The organism is Mesorhizobium sp. 128a, assembly GCF_053848025.1.
This window is the reverse complement of the sequence record NZ_JBSPKY010000010.1, coordinates 61235-79077: the sequence shown is the minus strand read 5'-3', so window position 1 is coordinate 79077 and position 17843 is coordinate 61235. Positions and strand designations below refer to the sequence as shown.

Genomic DNA, 17843 nt, shown 5'->3' with positions numbered 1-17843 from the left:
TCTTCCGATATGGAACAGGATCACCCGCCGGTTTTATATCTTCTTTGCGGAAAGAGCGCCGCGGGGAAATCTACGCTTGCGAAGCGCATTGCAGCGCGGCCGGCGACCTTGCTCATCAGCGAAGATCACTGGAACTCGCATCTGTTTTTCGATGAGCTGAAGACAATCGACGACTACGACCGTCTTTCCAAGCGCCTGCGGGCTGCCATGGCGCCGCACATTGTCGATATCTTGCAAAAGGGCCTTTCGGTCGTTCTGGATTTCCCGGCGAACACCGTCAGCCAGCGCAGTTGGATGCGTTCGCTGATTGATCAGGCCGATGTAGCTCACGAACTTCATCTGCTCGAGGTGCCGGATACGGTCTGCAAGCAACGGCTTAAGCATCGCAATTCAACCGGCGAACACCCGTTCCAAGTCAGCGAAGCGGACTACGAGTTGTTCACAAGCTATTTTGCTCCTCCCCAGCCAGAGGAAGGCTTCAACATCGTGGTCCACAAACCTTAGGCGATCACCCAATGCGGCCCGCGTCGAGGGCTGCCCCGGCTGACGTCTGAAAGACCAGGATTACGCGCCGACGACGGCAATGATTGTTCTTGCTTCGTTCCCGTCCTTCCGATAGGATCGCGACCTTGTCGAGTCAACCAGAATCAGAGCACGGGAATTCTGTCCTGTGGACGGTCCGCTGCCCCTGTGAACAACGGGCATCAACGACGATTGAACGCAACTGATGCATATAAGTCAGCACCGGATCTTTCGCGTTCTGGTATCGAGAAGCCGGGATCGAAATCGGGGACATCATGGCTGAGGCAGCACGAAAATTCGGCGTGGCGGAGCAACCGCTTTATCGCGAGGCGCCGAACAACATCGAGGCCGAGCAGGCGCTGCTCGGCGCCATCCTCGTCAACAACGATGCCTTCTACCGCGTCTCCGACTTCCTCAAGGCCGGCCATTTCTACGAGCCGCTGCACCGGAAAATCTTCGAGGTCGCGGCCGAGCTCATCCGCATGGGCAAGGTGGCGACGCCGATCACGCTGAAAACCTTCCTGCCGGCCGACGAGAAGGTCGGCGACATGACAGTGGCGCAGTATGTGGTTCGTCTGGCGGTCGAGGCTGTCACCGTCGTCAACGCCACCGACTATGGCCGTGCCATCTACGACCTGGCGACGCGCCGCGCGCTGATCACCGTCGGCGAGGACATGGTCAACATCGCCTATGACGCGCCGGTCGACATGGCGCCGTCCGAGCAGATCGAGGATGCCGAGCGGCGGCTGTTCGAACTGGCCGAAACCGGCCGCTACGATGGCGGCTTCGAGAGCTTCACCGACGCCGTCAAGACCGCCGTCGACATGGCCAACGCCGCCTATATGCGCGACGGCCACCTGTCAGGGCTCGCCACAGGCATGCGCGATCTCGACCGCCGCATGGGTGGCCTGCAGGCGTCGGATCTGATCATCATTGCCGGCCGTCCGGGCATGGGCAAGACATCGCTCGCCACCAACATCGCCTTCAACATCGCCGAAATGTATGTGCCGGCGCAGCAGGCCGACGGCTCGTTCAAGGCCGCTAATGGCGGCGTCGTCGGCTTCTTCTCGCTGGAAATGTCTTCTGAGCAGCTCGCCACCCGCATCATTTCCGAGCAGACCGAAATTTCGTCGTCAAAGATCCGCCGCGGCGAGATTTCGGAGATGGATTTCGAAAAGCTGGTCGCCTGCTCGCAGACCATGCAGAAGATCCCGCTGTTCATCGACCAGACCGGCGGCATCTCGATCGCGCAGCTTTCGGCTCGCGCACGCCGGCTGAAGCGCCAGCGTGGCCTCGACCTCATCGTCATCGACTATATCCAGCTGATGCAGGGTTCCAGCGCCAAGGCCTCGCAGAACCGCGTCCAGGAAATTACCGAGATCACCACCGGCCTGAAGGCGCTGGCCAAGGAACTTTCCGTGCCGATCATCGCGCTGTCGCAGCTGTCGCGTCAGGTCGAAAGCCGCGAAGACAAGCGTCCGCAGCTCTCCGACCTTCGCGAGTCCGGTTCGATCGAGCAGGACGCCGACGTGGTGATTTTCGTCTATCGCGAGGAATATTATCTGAAGAACCGCGAACCCAAGCCCGGCACCGACGAATACATCAAGTGGGAACACGAGATGAACGAAATGCGCGGCAAGGCCGAAGTCATCGTCGCCAAGCAGCGCCACGGCCCGACAGGCTCGGTCAGCCTCGCCTTCCAGGGCGAGTTCACCCGCTTCTCCGACCTGGCCGAAGAGCACCATATTGCGGAGAGGTTTGAGTAGGCATGGGCAACCGTCTCGGGTTTCCGACCTATCTTGCTCTCGCGCTCCTCGGCGCGATTGCGCTGCCCGGGTTCGCTTCCGCTTGCTCCATGCCTGTAGACTGGACGCCACAGCGAGCATTTGCAGAAGCCGCCTTGGTATTCCGAGGCCTGGTGACAGCGACGGAGCTTAGCTCAACCAAGGTTGGAGGTCCCTCATCCGATGTGGGCGATGGCCGGATACTGGTCAACGTACGCTATGAGATAGCAGAGGTGTTCAAGGGCAAGCCGGAAGCGAATGGTGTGATCTCCACGACCACGCTGATCATGGGCGGATGTGGTGTGCCTGTTCTGACAGGTCAGAATTTCCTGTTTTACGTCGATGCTATCAATGACGAGGCGCGGAAAGCCGAGCCAGCACTCGCCGATGAGACGCAAGGGATGATCTCCATCTACGACACACAGATGCTGTCGCCCAATCCGCAGTTGCTCGACGAGGCGCTTGCCGAAGTTCGCACTCTCGCCAAGAAGCACTGAATTGCAGCCGTGCTTGCAAAACCATGCTCGAAAATGCGGACGGTCTTGGTCCGAATTTTCTAAAAAGCGGCAGCAGTTCCATGGCTAAATCCCGCGTCCAGTTCATCTGTCAGAATTGCGGATCGGTGCACCAGCGCTGGGCCGGCAAATGCGATGCCTGCGGCGAGTGGAATACACTGGTCGAGGAAGGCACGTCGGGCGGCATCGGCTCGGGCCCCGCCAACACGCGCAATGCCCGCAAGGGCCGCGCCGTGGTACTGACCAGCCTGTCTGGCGACATCGAGGACGCGCCGCGGATCGTTTCGGGCATTGGCGAGCTCGACCGCGCCACCGGCGGCGGGTTCGTGCGTGGCTCGGCGCTGCTGGTCGGCGGCGACCCCGGCATCGGCAAGTCGACGCTTTTGACCCAGGCCGCAGCAGCGCTCGCATCAAAAGGCCATCGCATCGTCTATGTCTCGGGCGAAGAGGCCGTCGCCCAGATCCGGCTGCGGGCGCAGCGGCTTGGCGTCGCCGACACACCGGTCGAACTCGCCGCCGAAACCAATGTCGAGGATATCCTGGCAACCATCGCCGACGGCAGAAGGCCGGATCTCGTCATCTTGGATTCCATCCAGACGCTGTGGACCGACCTTGCCGATTCGGCGCCCGGCACCGTCACCCAGGTACGCGCCGCCGCCCAGGCGATGATCCGCTATGCCAAATCGACCGGCGCAGCCATCGTGCTGGTCGGCCATGTCACCAAGGAAGGCCAGATCGCCGGCCCGCGCGTCGTCGAGCACATGGTCGACGCCGTGCTCTATTTCGAAGGCGAAGGCGGCCACCATTACCGCATCCTGCGCACGGTGAAGAACCGTTTCGGGCCGACCGACGAGATCGGCGTCTTTGAAATGTCGGACAAGGGGCTACGCGAAGTCGCCAATCCGTCGGAGCTGTTCCTCGGCGAACGCCATGCGAAATCGCCGGGTGCTGCGGTTTTCGCCGGGATGGAAGGCACAAGGCCGGTGCTGGTCGAGATCCAGGCGTTGGTGGCGTCCTCGTCGCTGGGCACGCCGCGCCGCGCCGTCGTCGGCTGGGACGGCTCACGATTGTCGATGATCCTTGCCGTTCTCGAGGCGCATTGCGGCGTGCGCTTCGGCCAGCATGATGTCTATCTCAACGTTGCCGGCGGCTACCGGATTTCCGAGCCGGCTGCCGATCTGGCGGTTGCAGCTGCACTGGTTTCATCGCTCACCGGTCTTGCCCTTCCCGCCGATTGCGTCTATTTCGGCGAAATCAGCCTGTCGGGCGCAGTGAGGCCGGTTGCGCATGCGCAACAGCGCCTTAAAGAGGCCGAAAAGCTGGGTTTTGGAAGTGCGGTTCTGCCCTTGGGCAGCGAGGAGGTTGCCAATGGTACTGGTCCTGGCGGGATCGGGGCCGGCGCTTTCCAGCCGACCGAACTTGCCGATCTGGTGGCGCGCATAGCCGGCTCACGGCGCAGCCGTGTCGACGAGGAAGACTGACGCGGCTCGCCCGAGCCGTGAAAAGACAATCGGAGTGGGGCGAACAACATGCCGATTACGCTGCTTGACGGAATTCTCGTCGGCTTCACCCTGGTCTCGGCGATGCTCGCCATGGTTCGTGGCTTGTCCCGCGAAATCCTGTCCGTCGTCTCCTGGGCCGCTGCCGCCGCGGCGGCGTTCTTCTTCTACAAGCCGGTGCTGCCTTACGTTCAGCCCTATGTCGAAAGCGACAAGATCGCCATGGCGGCGTCCGCCGGCATCGTCTTCGTCATCGCGCTGATCGTCGTCTCCGTCATCACCATGAAGCTTGCCGACTGGATCATCGATTCCAGGATCGGCGCGCTCGACCGTACGCTGGGCTTCCTCTATGGCGCGGCGCGCGGCATCCTGGTCGTTGCGGTGGCGCTTCTGTTCTTCAACTGGCTGGCCGGCGCCAAGGCGCCTGCCTGGGTCGCCAACGCCAAGTCGAGGCCACTGCTCGAGACCATCGGCGCCAAGCTGGAAAGCCTGCTGCCCGAGGATCCGGAAAACGCCATCCTGAAGAAGCTCAACCCGAATCAGCCGGCAGCACCCGAGACACCTCCGGCAGCCGATGCACCGGCGGCGGATTCGCCGGCAACCGGTGATGACGCGCCAGCGCCCGACGACGAGACCGACGCTCCGGCCGACAATGCGCCGGCACAGCCCGCCGCTCCGGCGCCGGCCGCACCGGCAAACTGAACTGAAACGGCATGGCGCCCACTAGGCGGGCGCCATTTATGAGCTGACTATGGTGTGAACGACGCACGGCGTGCGTTGCTTTCGCGGCGCTCTCGCTCTATATGGCCATTTTAGCGGAGCTTGAGCCCCATGGCAGTTTCGAAGGCAGACGCAGACGACGTGCTTTCCGCCGAAGCAGACGATCACTTCCACGACGAATGCGGTGTGTTCGGCATTTTCGGCCGTCAGGACGCCGCGGCCATCGTCACGCTGGGCCTGCACGCGCTGCAGCATCGCGGCCAGGAAGCGGCCGGTATCGTCTCCTATGACGGCACCCAGTTCCATGTCGAACGCCATGTCGGTCTGATCGGCGACACATTCACCAAGCAGCATGTCATCGACAGCCTGCAAGGCAATCGCGCCATCGGCCACACACGCTATGCCACTACCGGCGGCGCCGGCATGCGCAACATCCAGCCCTTCTTCGCCGAACTGGCCGATGGCGGCTTCGCGGTCGCCCACAACGGCAACCTCACCAACGCCATGACCGTGCAGCGCGCGCTGCAGAAGCAGGGCGCGATCTTTTCGTCGACCTCCGACACCGAGACGCTGCTGCACCTCGTTGCGACCAGCAAGGAGCGTGATCTCAACTCGCGCTTCATCGATGCCGTGCGCCAGGTCGAAGGCGCCTTTTCGCTGGTGGCGATGACCTCCAAGAAGATGATCGGCTGCCGCGATCCGCTCGGCATCCGCCCGCTGGTGCTAGGCGATCTCGACGGCGCCTGGATCCTGGCCTCCGAAACCTGCGCGCTCGACATTATCGGCGCCCGCTTCGTGCGCGACCTCAAGCCTGGCGAAATGGTCGTCGTGACCTCGAAGGGCATTGAGAGCCTGTTCCCGTTCGAGCCGCAGAAGACCCGCTTCTGCATCTTCGAATATGTCTATTTCGCGCGGCCGGACTCGTCGGTCGAAGGCCGTAACGTCTACGAGGTGCGCAAGCGCATCGGCGCGGAACTGGCGCAGGAAAGCCCTGTCGAGGCCGACATCGTCGTGCCGGTGCCGGATTCCGGCACGCCGGCGGCGATCGGCTTTTCGCAGGCTGCCGGTATCCCTTTCGAACTCGGCATCATCCGCAACCACTATGTCGGCCGAACCTTCATCCAACCCGGCGATTCGATCCGCCATATGGGCGTCAAGCTCAAGCACAATGCCAATCGCCGCATGATCGAGGGCAAGCGCGTGGTGCTGGTCGACGATTCCATCGTGCGCGGCACCACCAGCCAGAAGATCGTGCAGATGGTGCGCGATGCCGGCGCCAGGGAAGTGCATATGCGCATCGCCTCGCCGCCGACCAGCGCGTCGTGCTTCTACGGCGTCGACACGCCGGAGAAGTCGAAGCTGTTGGCGTCACGCATGTCGATCGAGGAGATGGCCGAGTTCATCCGCGTCGATTCACTCGGCTTCCTCACCATTGACGGGCTCTACCGCGCCGTCGGCGAGGCCGGCCGCGACAATGAGCAGCCGCAATTCTGCGACGCCTGCTTCACCGGCCAGTACCCGACCCGCCTGCTCGACTTCGAAGGCCACGACAATGTGCGCACGCTGTCGCTGCTGGCGAACAACGGGGCGTAGACCCCAACTGCCATCCTTGAAAGCGCTCGCATGACCCTCGACCTCTCCGGCCGCGTCGCGGTCGTTACCGGCGCCTCGCGCGGCATCGGCTATTTCATTGCCAAGGAACTTGCCGCTGCCGGCGCGCATGTCATTGCCGTCGCCCGCACCGTCGGCGGGCTGGAAGAGCTCGACGACCAGATCAAGGCCGAGCGCGCTAGGACCGGCAAGGGCGAAGTGACGCTGGTGCCGCTCGATCTTGCCGACATGGCCGGCATAGACCGGCTGGGCGGCGCCATTCATGAGCGCTGGGGCAAGCTCGACATCCTCGTGGCCAATGCCGGCGTGCTCGGCGTCATCTCGCCGATCGGCCATGTCGAGGCAAAAACCTTCGAGAAGGTGATGACCATCAACGTCATCTCGACCTGGCGGCTGATCCGCTCGGTCGACCCGCTGCTCAGGCTGTCCGACGCCGGTCGCGCCATTCTCATGTCCTCCGGGGCCGCGCATTCGGCACGCGCCTTCTGGGCGCCCTATGCGGCGTCAAAGGCGGCGGTGGAAGCCATGGCGCGCTCCTGGGCGCATGAAACGCAAAGCTTGCCGCTGCGCATCAATGCTGTCGACCCCGGCGCCACCCGCACCGCCATGCGTGCGCAGGCGGCGCCCGGCGAGGATCCAGAAAAGTTGCCGCATCCTTCAGAGATCGCCAAACGCATCGTCCCGCTGGCCAGCCCCGAGTTGAAAGAAACAGGGCTGATCTTCCTGGCCAGGCAGCAGCGCTTCGTCGCCTACCGGCAGCCGGAATAAAAGCTGGGCTGAAGCGGGATTAAACAGGCCTCCAGCTACGTTTCTTCTGACGTAGGACATTCGAAACCGGAGGACCGACATGCGTAGACTTCTTCTCGTTGCCGCCGCTGCGATTGCCACCACGACTGGCGTAGCCCTCGCCCAGGACGCCAAGATGAGTTTCTTCGTCACCAGCGTCGGTTCCGGCAAGGGCGCCGATCTCGGCGGCCTCAAAGGCGCCGATGCGCATTGCGCCTCGCTGGCGGAAGCCGCGGGGGTGACCGGCAAGGAATGGCACGCCTATCTCTCGACCGCCGATACCGATGCGCGCGACCGCATCGGCAAGGGCCCGTGGGTCAACGCCAAGGGCGAGAAGATTGCCGACGATGTCGCCTCGCTACACAGCGACGCCAACGCCATCACCAAACAGACGGCGCTCAACGAAAAGGGCCAGGTGGTCAACGGCCGCGGCGACAAACCGAACCGGCACGACATACTGACCGGCTCGAAGCCCGACGGCACCAAGATCGCCGACCAGACCTGCGGCGACTGGACCTTGAGCGGGGCGGAAGGGGCGGCAATGATGGGCCATCACGACCGCACCGGCCTCGATGAGTCGGCGGCAGCGAAATCCTGGAACTCCTCGCATGCCTCGCGCGGCGGCTGCAGCCAGGACGCGCTGAAAGGCACTGGCGGCGACGGCCTGTTCTACTGCTTTGCGGTGAACTGAGAGACGTCTGGGGAGCGGTTCCGTTCACGGGTCTGTGATGATCCGGCAGGTCCCTCCCCCGTCGCCCTGCTTTCGCCATCAGCCGGGAGTTGCTAGGGTCGATCCGACTCCGACATCCAGCAAAGCGAGGATTCCCATGGCTGCTCCCAGCGTAGCATTGGTCTGGTACCTGGTGATCGCCGGCCCGCAAGGAGGCATGGTGGTTCTGCCCAGCACCTTCGACACCCGCGAACAGTGCACCAACGCCATCACCGAATACCAGAAGCAGCCGACTCCGGCCGGCTGGGCGGTGAATTGCGTACCGAGCGCCTCGCCGTTCACCGATGAGGGTGATGCGGAAGAGCCGGCGGCGCAGTAATTTGTATCTCCCCCCTTGAGGGGGAGATGGCCGGCAGGCCAGAGGGGGTCGCCGCGCGTGGAGCGCCAACCTCCTTTCTGCACAAAAGGGCGTCGCGTCCAATCGGCCCGACCCCCTCTGTCGCCTTCGGCGACATCTCCCCCAGCGGCGTCAGCGCTGTGCGCTCACCGTCAGCTCCGGCTTGCTGTTGATCGTCTGGAACACCACGCAATAGCGTTCGGTGAGCTTGATCAGCGCGTCGATGCGCTCCTGCGGTTCGTCGGTGTCCAGGTTGAAATTCAGCCGGATGGTGCGAAAGCCCACAGGTGCATCTTTCGCCACACCCAGCGTGCCGCGAAAGTCGAGATCGCCTTCGGCCTCGACGGTCGCCGCGCCGAGCTTGAACTCCAGCGCAGTCGCCACCGCCTTCAGCGTCACGCCGGCACAGGCGACCAGCGCCTCCAAAAGCATGTCGCCCGAGCATAGTTCGAGCCCGGAGCCGCCGGTTGCCGGATGCAGGCCGGCCACGGCCAGCGCCCTACCGGTTTCCACCTTGCAGGCGATCGACTGGTCGTCGATCGAACCCCTGGCGCGAAGCGTGATCAGCGCCTGCGCGGCGTCGCCGCGATAGGCCTCCTTGAGCGGCGCCTGCATGGCTTTGAGCGCGGTGGCGTCCATGGTCCTGTCCTTTCGAGTCCGTCGCGCTTTGATAGCACTGATATGCCGGCGGAACAGAGGGGCCAGGACGTTCGCGAAGAGTTACTTTGACTTCGATCGCCCAGACCATAGCTATTCGGGAGCCATTCCCGGAGGTGTCATGCGTGCCAAGCTAAAGCTCATTCCTGCAATTCTCCTGTTGCTTGGCGCACTGATAGGGCCCGGCCTCGCCGAAACGCCCGAACGCCCCGCACCCACCGGCGGCGTGCTGTCGCTGCTGCCGGCGCCACAAACGACCAGCCATTCAATCACCATTGCCGGACGCAAGCTTGACTACCAGGCAAAGGCCGGCACGCTGTCGCTGCTTTCCGGGAAGGCCGAGGTTACGGCGGAAATCTTCTATGTCGCCTACACGCTGCCGCCGGCGGCGGGTGCGGAGAAGGCTCGTCCCATCACCTTCGTCTTCAATGGTGGCCCGGGCGCGGCTTCCGCCTATCTGCATCTCGGCGCGCTCGGGCCACGTGTCATCGCGACCGGCGCCGATGGCCAATTCCTGCCACCGCCGCAAAAGCTGATCGACAATCCCGACAGCTGGCTCGACATGACCGACCTCGTCTTCGTCGATCCGGTCGGCACCGGCTACAGCCGCGAGGCGCCAGGCCAGGATACCAAAGACTTCTGGGGCATCAGCCAGGATGCCAGCTCGATCGGCGCCTTCATCCGGCTCTATCTCGCCCAGAACGGCCGCACCGGATCGCCGCTCTTCCTTGCCGGTGAAAGCTATGGCGGGTTCCGGGCAGCACTTCTCGCCAGAACCCTGCAGGAGGATGTCGGCCTGAGCCCCAACGGCATTGTGCTGATCTCGCCGGCGCTGGAGTTCACGCTGGTGCTGCCGGATGAATTCCAGCCGCTGCATTGGGCGCTCGAACTGCCCTCGCTGGCCGCGGTGCGATTGCGCGGCGAAGGCGTCAGCGGCGAGGCGCTGCGCGAAAAGCTCGCCGAGGTCGAAAAGTATGCCCTGGGCGATTACCTCGCCGCCCTGACCGGCGGGCTGGAACAGGGCGGACGACTGGCCAGCCAGCGCGTGGCCGAGATCACGGGCTTGCCGCTCGACCTCGTGCAGCGCAATTTCGCCCGCATCCCGACCGCCCTGTTCGCTCGCGAATTCCAGCGCGCCAGTGGCAAGGTGCTTAGCCCTTATGACGGCACGATCGCCACCGCAGACATCGCGCCGGAGAGCGCTCGCAGCGCTGGCCCGGATCCGGTGCTCGACCGCAGCGTGCCGGCGTTGACCTCGGCCTTTGTCGGCTATGTCAGCAGTGAGCTGAATTTTCGCACCGATGTCAGCTACCGGTTGCTCAACGGCGACGTGACCCACAATTGGGACTACGGCGGTTCGCGCCAAGGCTACGCCGGTGTTATGGACGATCTGCAGCGGGCGCGCTCGCTGAACCCGGCGCTCGGCGTGGTGATCGTGAACGGCGACACCGACCTGGTCACGCCCTATCTGGCCTCGCGCTATCTGGTGAACCAACTCCCGACGCTCGCCAATGCCAAGCCTATCCGTCTCGACGTCGTCGAGGGCGGCCACATGATGTATTTCAGGCCCGACGGCCGGCGCGCGCTGAAGGAGGCCGCTTCGGAACTCTACCAGGCAACGCAGTAGGCCGTGGCAGCCGTTCAAAGCCAACCTACCCTTCTGAGTGCATAGCCCCGGCTAAGCTATCGGCGGTCTCCGCCGCGGCGCGGTGGTAAGGTCAAGAACCGGTTCCACTGCCGGCCGTTGGCGGACGGCGCCCGGAGAGGGCTTCAACCGCGTCTTCGATGCCGACGACCTGCCGCTCGACGTCCTCCAGATACAGTCGCCCGGCCGCAATCTGACCGTCGATGATCTCGAACAGCGTGACCCCGCGCACCTCAAAGGGTTGCCCGTCGCGGCGAGTACCTGACCAATGCCATTCGATCCAGGTCGTGTCACCGTCTTGGACCGAGCGCGTAACCGTTGCGTGGAAGTCAGGTATTCCGGTGAACATGGCCTCCCAGTTGGCGCGCATCTGGTCGCGCCCGACGAAGGCTCTGCCCGGGTGCGCCGGCTGTACGCTCCGATAGTTCTCATGGATAAGAGCGGTGACGGCGTCGAGATCATGCGCGTTCATCGCCGTCACCAGTCGATCGATCACTTCAGTCATCGAAACTCCCGGATGCAGCACATGCATCAGCGCGCCCTCTCCGTAGTCCGCGCCGGGGTGAGCCACGCCGATCAATCCGCGAGCCTCAAAATTACCTGATTGGGCTATGGCCGTCCAGCATTGCAAGACGCCTAACCTGCGCGTTCGCCTCCTCGCGTAATAGCGTCAGCGACCACTGCTAAGTGGCTTTTGGTCGTGCAAGCCCTTTGTAAGCCTCAGGTGAATGCGGGCCGCCGGCCCCTGCCCCAACGCAAGCCCGAAGCTGGCGCAGAGGCGTGTTGGCTGTGCCATGGAATGATGACACCCTCCTGACGGCAAGGTGTCAGGATCGCAAGCTTAGTCTGGTGACATGACGGATTCTCCCGGCGAGCCCGACACGCTCATGCATCACACGGCCAGCATCGCCGCCGAGCGCACGCTTGGCATCATCCTGGTGTCGGCCTCGGCCGTCGCCTTCGCGCTCACTGGCGTGCTGACCAAATCGATCCATGCCGACCCGCTGACCATCACCTGCTGGCGCGGCTTTGTCGGCTCAATCCTGATCACCTTCTATGTGCTGTGGCGCAGGCGCCGCTCCGGTGGACGGGAAAGCTTGCGGCTTGGCTGGCGCGGCTGGTTGCTGGCGGTCGAGGGTGCGGCGGCCAGCATCGCCTTCATCTCGGCGTTCAAGTTCACCTATGTCGCCAATGTCGCCGTCATCTACGCCACAGCGCCCTTCATCACCGCGCTGCTTGCCTTTGTGCTGGTGCGCGAGCCGTTCCGAGTGCAGACGCTTGTTGCCGCCGCAGTATCGCTGTGCGGTGTGGCCATCATGGTCGGCTCCGGCTTCGGCACGGGTCATCTCTTCGGCGACGGGCTGGCTTTGCTGATGACCGCCGGCAGCGCGTTCTACATGATCATGGTGCGCGCCTTCCGCGACACGCCCGTTGTATGGGCGGGCGCGGTATCGGCGTTCCTGCTGTTCGTCTTTGGCTGGTTCGTCACCGACCCGCTGGCGGTGTCTGCGCGCGACGCCGTGCTGCTTGCCGCCTTCGGCTGCTCCTTCGCGCTGGCCTCGATCCTGTGGACAGAAGGCTCGCGGCTCATTCCGGCAGCCGAGTCCGGCCTGCTCGGCTCGGCCGAAGTGCCCTTCGCCATCCTGTTTGCCTTGCTGTTCCTCGGCGAAATCCCGCCCGCGGCCAGCATTATCGGCGGCGCTATCGTGCTTTGCGCGGTTTTCGCCCATGCCGGACGCGACTGGCTGAAGGCAAAATCGGGGCGTTCGTAAAATTATTTTGCAAGTCACGGAACCATCATCCAAGTCACGCATTATGGCATCGACGGGTCACCCCCCAAGTCCCCCCAAACCCCTCGACCCGTCCTCCTTAAAGCCGACCGTAAGGTCGGCTTTTTCTTTGCAAATCAGCTCGGAGCGCCCGGCAAGGCGAGGTTGTCGCTCAGCAAGGCGACAAGATCGCGTGCCGGCCGGTCGGCGCCCTGACCGAGCCTTATGGCGAATTGTGCCGTCGGCACCGGCGGCAGGCCGAGGTCGCGCGGCGCTTCGACGATGCCGGAATGAGCGAAGCGGGCGGTGCGCAAGGTCAGCGCGATGCCGGCGTTGACCGCGGTGCGCAAGCCGGCAAGGCTGGCGCTGCCGGCGGCGATGCGATAGCGGCGGCCGGCGGCATCGAGCGCCGCAAGTGCGGCCTCGCGAAAACCGCAATAGGGATCGAGGAGTGCCAGCGGCAGCTCTTCCTCTCGCGCGGCCAGTCCCTTTTGCGAGCACAGCCACAGCATCGGCTCACTGAACAGCCCGACTTCGTCATTGGCGGGCGTTTTGCGCATGATGATGGCCAGATCGAGCTGACCGGCCTGCAGCGCCTCGCCAAGCTCAGCCGAGCGACCGACGCGCAATTCGATCCTGACGCGCGGATGGCTGGTTGCAAAGGCCCTGAGCAGCTCCGGCAGACCGCTATCGGCGAAATCCTGCGTCGTGCCGATGGCGACACGGCCGGCGGCGCGTGCGCCCTTCAGCGCCAGCCAGGCCTCGCTGTGGACGGCAAGGATGCGACGGGCATGGCCGACCAGATCCTCGCCGGCCGGTGTCAGTCCGCGCCCACGCCCCCGCGCCAGCAGCAGCGGTTCGCCGACGATCTCCTCCAGCCGCTGCATCTGCGCCGTCACCGCGGAAGGCGAGCGGCCGACAGCGGACGCGGCCTGGGCCAGCGAGCCGCCATCGACAAAGGCGAGGAAGGTTCTGAGGAGATCGGGTTCGAGCGCTTGCATACTTCGATAATACAGAACCTTCTATTCCAAACAATTCGATTTTTTTGATCCAACCATCATGACATGGTCTCTTCAACGGCAAACAGACGCCGCTCAACCAAAGGAGAGAAAAATGCCGATCATCAACATCAGCGTCACCGGCAAGCCCGACGCCAAGCTGTCCGCGACGATTGCCAGGGAAATCACCGAGCTGACCGCAACGCATCTGCGCAAGGACCCGACGATCACCGCCGTCGCCGTCAGCTATGTCGACCCGCAGCACTGGTTCGCCGGCGGCAAGTCGCTGGCCGAGCATGGCGCCAACACCTTCTGGCTCGACATCAAGGTGGTCGACGGCACCAACACCAAGCTGGAGCTCGAAGCCTATCTGAAGGCGATCTTTAAAGCTTTCGGCCAACTGCTGGGTGGCGTGCATAAGGAGAGCTATGCCTTCGTGCACGAAGTTCCGGCTGCCGCTTATGGCTATGGTGGCAAGAGCCAGGAGTTCCGGTTCATCAGCGGGCGGTTGAAGGCGGCATGAGGAAGCCAACGAGGGCAGCGCCGCCCCCTCATCCGCCCTTCGGGCACCTTCTCCCCGTGAACGGGGAGAAGGAAAAACGCTCTACATTGACCTTGCCCCCCATTGCGTTACCCTCTCCTGCGAAGCGGACGGAGAGCCGCGATACCGGAACGTTGGGAGAGACGCGGCATGATCCTGACACTGGCGCTGCTTGCAGGCCTCGTGCTGGCCTGGCTGCTGATTGGCGCGATCGAGACCTTTCGCCTCGACCTGCGCTTCGCCCAGGCGCTGCTCTACGTGCCGTTCAAGCTTGCCTACCGGATCGAGGACCGGCGCATCCGCATTGCGCGCAGTGCGCCGACGCCGGTGATCTATGTGGTTTCGCACCAGTCGCGCATCGAGCCGGCGCTGATGCTGTCGCTGCTGCCCGACGACACGCTGCACATTCTCGACGAGGCCTCGGCGCGCTCGCCCTGGCTGGAGCCATGGCGCGAGCTTGGCCGCACCATCGCCTTCAACGCCGAGCATCTGTTCGTCAGCCGGCGGCTGGTCAGGGTGCTGAAGGGCAAGGGCCGGCTTGCCGTCTATCTCCCAGATGACGTCGAGCCTGATGTAAAGTCATTTCGCCTCTTCCGCGCCGTCACCCGCATCGCCATGCAGGCCGACGCCCGCATCGTGCCGATCTTCGTCGCCGGCGCGCGCGACCTGCCGGTGTCCTTGACGCCAAAGGACCGGCCGCCCCGCCACTGGTTCCCGAAACTGTCGATCAGTGTGCTGGAGCCGATGACGATTGCCGAGTTGCTGGCGCGCAATCCCGATCAGGCTTCCAACACCAATGCGTTGTTCGACCGCATCGCCGAGGCCAGGCTCTACGGCAGCGACCTCGATCGCGGCCTGTTCCTGGCCATGCGCGATGCAGCCGATCGCACCGGCGCCTCGCATCCGATCATCGAGGACGTGATCAGCGGTTCGCTCAGCTATCGAAAAATGTTCATCGGCGCGCGCGTGCTCGGCCGCCGCTTTGAGGCTATAACGGCACCCGGCGAAGCAGTCGGGGTGTTGCTGCCCAACGCCAATGGCGTGGTGCTGTCCTTTGTCGGCCTGCTGTCAGCTGGCCGCGTGGCTGCGATGATCAACTACACCGCCGGGCCGGCGAGCGTCACCGCCGCCGTGCGCACGGCAGTGATCCGCACCGTCATCTCTTCGCGCGCATTTGTCGAAAAGGCTGCGCTCGCTGACATCATCGCCGCAGTCGAGGCCGGTGGCGCCAAAATGCTGTGGCTGGAGGATGTGCGCGCAAGCGTCACAGGGCTGGAAAAGCTCGCGGCCGCCGTGCTGTGGCGCCTTCCGCTGCAGCGGCAGGACGCGGCCAAGCCGGCGGTGATCCTGTTCACCTCGGGTTCGGAAGGTACGCCCAAGGCCGTGGTGCTGTCGCACCGCAATCTTCACGCCAATGCCATGCAGGCTGAGGCGCGCGTCACCATCTCGCCGTCCGACATCCTGCTCAACGTGCTGCCGGTGTTTCACTCTTTCGGTTTGACCGGCGGCACCATCCTGCCTTTGGTGACCGGGGTAAAGCTGTTCCTCTACCCCTCGCCGCTGCACTACAAGATCATTCCCGAGATCGCCCGCAAGGTGAAGCCGACGGTCATGTTCGGCACTGACACGTTCCTCGCCAATTATGCCCGCACCGCCAAGGATGGCGATTTCTCGAGCCTGCGTTTCGTCGTTGCCGGTGCCGAGGCGGTGAAGCCGGAGACACGCCGCGTCTACCGCGAGCGCTTCGATGCCTCGATCATCGAGGGGTTCGGGCTGACCGAGGCCGCCCCCGTGGTCGCCGTCAACACTGCCATTCATGGCCGCGACGGCACGGTCGGGCGACCGCTGCCGGCGGTGCGCATGAAGCTCGAAGCCGTCGAAGGCATAGAAGATGCCGGCCGCCTGTGGCTCCACGGGCCGAATTTGATGATGGGTTACATGACGGCTGACCGCCCTGGTGAATTGCAGCCCCTGGACGGCTGGCACGACACCGGCGACATCGTCTCGGTCGACCGCGAGGGCTTCATCACCATTCGCGGCCGCGCTAAACGCTTCGCCAAGATCGCCGGTGAGATGGTGTCGCTAGGCGCGGTCGAGATGCTGGTGCAGTCACTATGGCCGGAAGAGCGCCATGCCGCGGTGGCAGTGCCCGACAAGAGGCGCGGCGAGCGCATCGTGCTGGTCACCACCGCCGGCGACGCCGATCCGGAAGAACTGCGCAAGTTTGGCAAGAAGGCGGGCGCCGCCGAACTGATGGTGCCCAACGACATCGTCAAGGTCGGCGAGATTCCGGTGCTGGGCTCGGGCAAGACGGATTATGTCTCGACGCGGAAGCTTGCAATCGAAAAGCTGGGGCTCAGCGCTGCGGCTTGAGGCTTGCGGACGTCGTCGAGTATTCGTACCGAACCCGGAGCGGAGCGAAGCTCTAGAGAATCATCCACGACAACAGCAGAATGACGCCGACCGCCATCATCAGCAGGCCCGGCCAGTTCTGCGACAGACCGAGGAATCCGAGCCCACGCCGCCGTGGCTCAAGCGTCGGGCCCGTCGTTGCGAGGTTAGGCGTGGGGCATCCGGCGTCGCGGAAACGGGCGCTGGATCGCTAAGCCGCCCGCGCCTGAGTACGGCGCCGGCCATGTACACAACACCAGCGACCGTGAGCAAAGCACCGATGAGAATGACAGCCATTTTCGCCTCGCTTTCTTCAGGTCCTGCGCCCTGATGCAAGTTGGCTGCGCATGCAAGTTGGCTGCGAAGGCGTCGGGCGAGGCCGTGCCTCGCCGTTCGGATCCCTATCGCCCGCTGAGGGACATAACGATCAGCATGGCCGACAGGTTCCGACGGGTTCGGGTGTCATGCGGCAAGCGCAGAAAGCCCAAGTGACTGCCGGCAGCGAATGGCGGCAGGTCCTGTCAGCCAATATCCGAAGGCGGCACCTTCTCGCCCTCGATCTTGGCGCGCTTGGAATAGGCGCGCACGCTGAAGGGCAGGAAGATGAGATAGCCGGCGACCGAAGCGGTCAGCGTGTACCAGGGATAGGTCATCAGCAGCAGCACGTAGAGCACGACCGCGAGGATGATCGGCAGCACCTTGTCGCCCGGCACTTTCAGGCTTTTGCCGGAATAGACTGGCAGCCGGCTGACCAGCAGGAAGGCGACCAGGATAGTGAAGCCGCTGGCGACGAAGGCGGCGGTACGGCTGGGCTCAACGCCAACGTGCAGGAATGACAGGTAAAGCGGCAGCATGACCAGCACGGCGCCCGCCGGCGCCGGAACGCCGACGAAATATTCGCTCTGCCAGATCGGGCGATCGTGGTCTTCGTCGAGCACATTGAAGCGCGCGAGCCTTAAGCCGCAGGCGATGGCGAACAGCAGCACCGCGATCCAGCCCGGCGATCCTGCGCGGTCGAGCAGGAAGGCATAGAGCACCAAAGCGGGCGCGACGCCGAAATTGACGATGTCGGCCAGCGAATCCATCTGCGCGCCGAATTTGGATGTCGCCTTCAGCATGCGCGCCAGGCGCCCATCTATGCCATCGAGGAAGGCGGCGAGCAGCACCATCACCACTGCCGGCTCGAAGCGGCCTTCGAAGCCGAAGCGGATGCCGGACAGGCCGGCACAGATGGCAAGCACGGTGACCAGATTGGGCAGCACCATGCGCATCGGGATTTCGCGGATGCGCGGGCCGCCGCTGCCGTGAGCCTCGAATTTTTTGAACGGCGCGCCCACC

17 protein-coding genes are annotated in these 17843 nt (G+C 64.0%); 13 read left to right on the top strand and 4 right to left on the bottom strand.

The genetic code is table 11. The features are described from left to right. Positions 1–9: 9 nt before the first annotated feature. The 9 genes from ACWTU9_RS17690 to ACWTU9_RS17650 all read left to right on the top strand — a co-directional run bounded on the left by ACWTU9_RS17690 (position 10) and on the right by ACWTU9_RS17650 (position 8486). Positions 10–504: an AAA family ATPase gene (locus ACWTU9_RS17690; protein ID WP_455859396.1), complete on the top strand. Its 495-nt coding sequence runs from the start codon at positions 10–12 to the stop codon at positions 502–504. Between the two features lie 293 nt (positions 505–797). After that, positions 798–2288, top strand: coding sequence for a replicative DNA helicase (locus ACWTU9_RS17685; protein WP_454577095.1), 1491 nt, complete (start codon positions 798–800; stop codon positions 2286–2288). 2 nt (positions 2289–2290) lie between these two features. Continuing rightward, positions 2291–2803 (top strand): hypothetical protein, encoded by a 513-nt coding sequence (locus ACWTU9_RS17680; protein ID WP_455859395.1) that lies wholly within the window; start codon positions 2291–2293, stop codon positions 2801–2803. An 80-nt stretch (positions 2804–2883) separates the two neighbouring features. After that, entirely contained in the window at positions 2884–4302 is a 1419-nt protein-coding gene (gene radA / locus ACWTU9_RS17675) for a DNA repair protein RadA (RefSeq protein WP_455859394.1), read from the top strand. Between the two features lie 48 nt (positions 4303–4350). After that, the gene (locus tag ACWTU9_RS17670; protein ID WP_455859393.1) at positions 4351–5022 is read left to right on the top strand and encodes a CvpA family protein; all 672 of its coding nucleotides are present in this window, start codon (positions 4351–4353) and stop codon (positions 5020–5022) included. A 129-nt stretch (positions 5023–5151) separates the two neighbouring features. Continuing rightward, positions 5152–6633, top strand: coding sequence for an amidophosphoribosyltransferase (purF, locus tag ACWTU9_RS17665; protein WP_112397309.1), 1482 nt, complete (start codon positions 5152–5154; stop codon positions 6631–6633). Positions 6634–6663: 30 nt separating this feature from the next. Next, positions 6664–7419: an SDR family NAD(P)-dependent oxidoreductase gene (locus ACWTU9_RS17660; protein WP_455859392.1), complete on the top strand. Its 756-nt coding sequence runs from the start codon at positions 6664–6666 to the stop codon at positions 7417–7419. A 79-nt stretch (positions 7420–7498) separates the two neighbouring features. Then, on the top strand, positions 7499–8128 hold the full coding sequence (locus ACWTU9_RS17655) for a hypothetical protein (protein WP_455859391.1): 630 nt from the start codon (positions 7499–7501) through the stop codon (positions 8126–8128). Positions 8129–8264: 136 nt separating this feature from the next. Then, the gene (locus tag ACWTU9_RS17650; protein WP_023689120.1) at positions 8265–8486 is read left to right on the top strand and encodes a hypothetical protein; all 222 of its coding nucleotides are present in this window, start codon (positions 8265–8267) and stop codon (positions 8484–8486) included. A 150-nt stretch (positions 8487–8636) separates the two neighbouring features. Here the strand turns inward: ACWTU9_RS17650 and ACWTU9_RS17645 are convergent, their stop codons facing one another. Continuing rightward, positions 8637–9143 (bottom strand): OsmC family protein, encoded by a 507-nt coding sequence (locus ACWTU9_RS17645; RefSeq protein WP_455859390.1) that lies wholly within the window; start codon positions 9141–9143, stop codon positions 8637–8639. Between the two features lie 139 nt (positions 9144–9282). Between ACWTU9_RS17645 and ACWTU9_RS17640 the strand changes: the two genes are divergently transcribed. After that, positions 9283–10788, top strand: a complete 1506-nt coding sequence (locus tag ACWTU9_RS17640) for a S10 family peptidase (RefSeq protein WP_455859389.1) — start codon at positions 9283–9285, stop codon at positions 10786–10788. A gap of 91 nt (positions 10789–10879) precedes the next feature. Here the strand turns inward: ACWTU9_RS17640 and ACWTU9_RS17635 are convergent, their stop codons facing one another. Then, positions 10880–11311 carry a nuclear transport factor 2 family protein gene (locus ACWTU9_RS17635; protein ID WP_455859388.1) on the bottom strand — a complete coding sequence of 144 codons (432 nt, stop codon included), beginning with the start codon at positions 11309–11311 and terminating at the stop codon, positions 10880–10882. 349 nt (positions 11312–11660) lie between these two features. Between ACWTU9_RS17635 and ACWTU9_RS17630 the strand changes: the two genes are divergently transcribed. Beyond that, entirely contained in the window at positions 11661–12578 is a 918-nt protein-coding gene (locus tag ACWTU9_RS17630) for a DMT family transporter (protein ID WP_455859387.1), read from the top strand. 134 nt (positions 12579–12712) lie between these two features. Here ACWTU9_RS17630 and ACWTU9_RS17625 read toward each other — a convergent pair whose 3' ends face one another. Beyond that, the gene (locus ACWTU9_RS17625) at positions 12713–13576 is read right to left on the bottom strand and encodes a LysR substrate-binding domain-containing protein (RefSeq protein ID WP_455859386.1); all 864 of its coding nucleotides are present in this window, start codon (positions 13574–13576) and stop codon (positions 12713–12715) included. 112 nt (positions 13577–13688) lie between these two features. On the opposite strand from ACWTU9_RS17625, the gene ACWTU9_RS17620 reads away from it, so the two are divergent. Beyond that, on the top strand, positions 13689–14096 hold the full coding sequence (locus ACWTU9_RS17620) for a tautomerase family protein (RefSeq protein ID WP_455859385.1): 408 nt from the start codon (positions 13689–13691) through the stop codon (positions 14094–14096). A 168-nt stretch (positions 14097–14264) separates the two neighbouring features. Further along, the gene (locus ACWTU9_RS17615; RefSeq protein ID WP_455859384.1) at positions 14265–16487 is read left to right on the top strand and encodes an AMP-binding protein; all 2223 of its coding nucleotides are present in this window, start codon (positions 14265–14267) and stop codon (positions 16485–16487) included. Between the two features lie 539 nt (positions 16488–17026). On the opposite strand, the gene ACWTU9_RS17610 is transcribed toward ACWTU9_RS17615, so the two are convergent. Next, positions 17027–17842 carry a CDP-alcohol phosphatidyltransferase family protein gene (locus tag ACWTU9_RS17610; protein ID WP_455859383.1) on the bottom strand — a complete coding sequence of 272 codons (816 nt, stop codon included), beginning with the start codon at positions 17840–17842 and terminating at the stop codon, positions 17027–17029. Position 17843 lies beyond the last annotated feature (1 nt).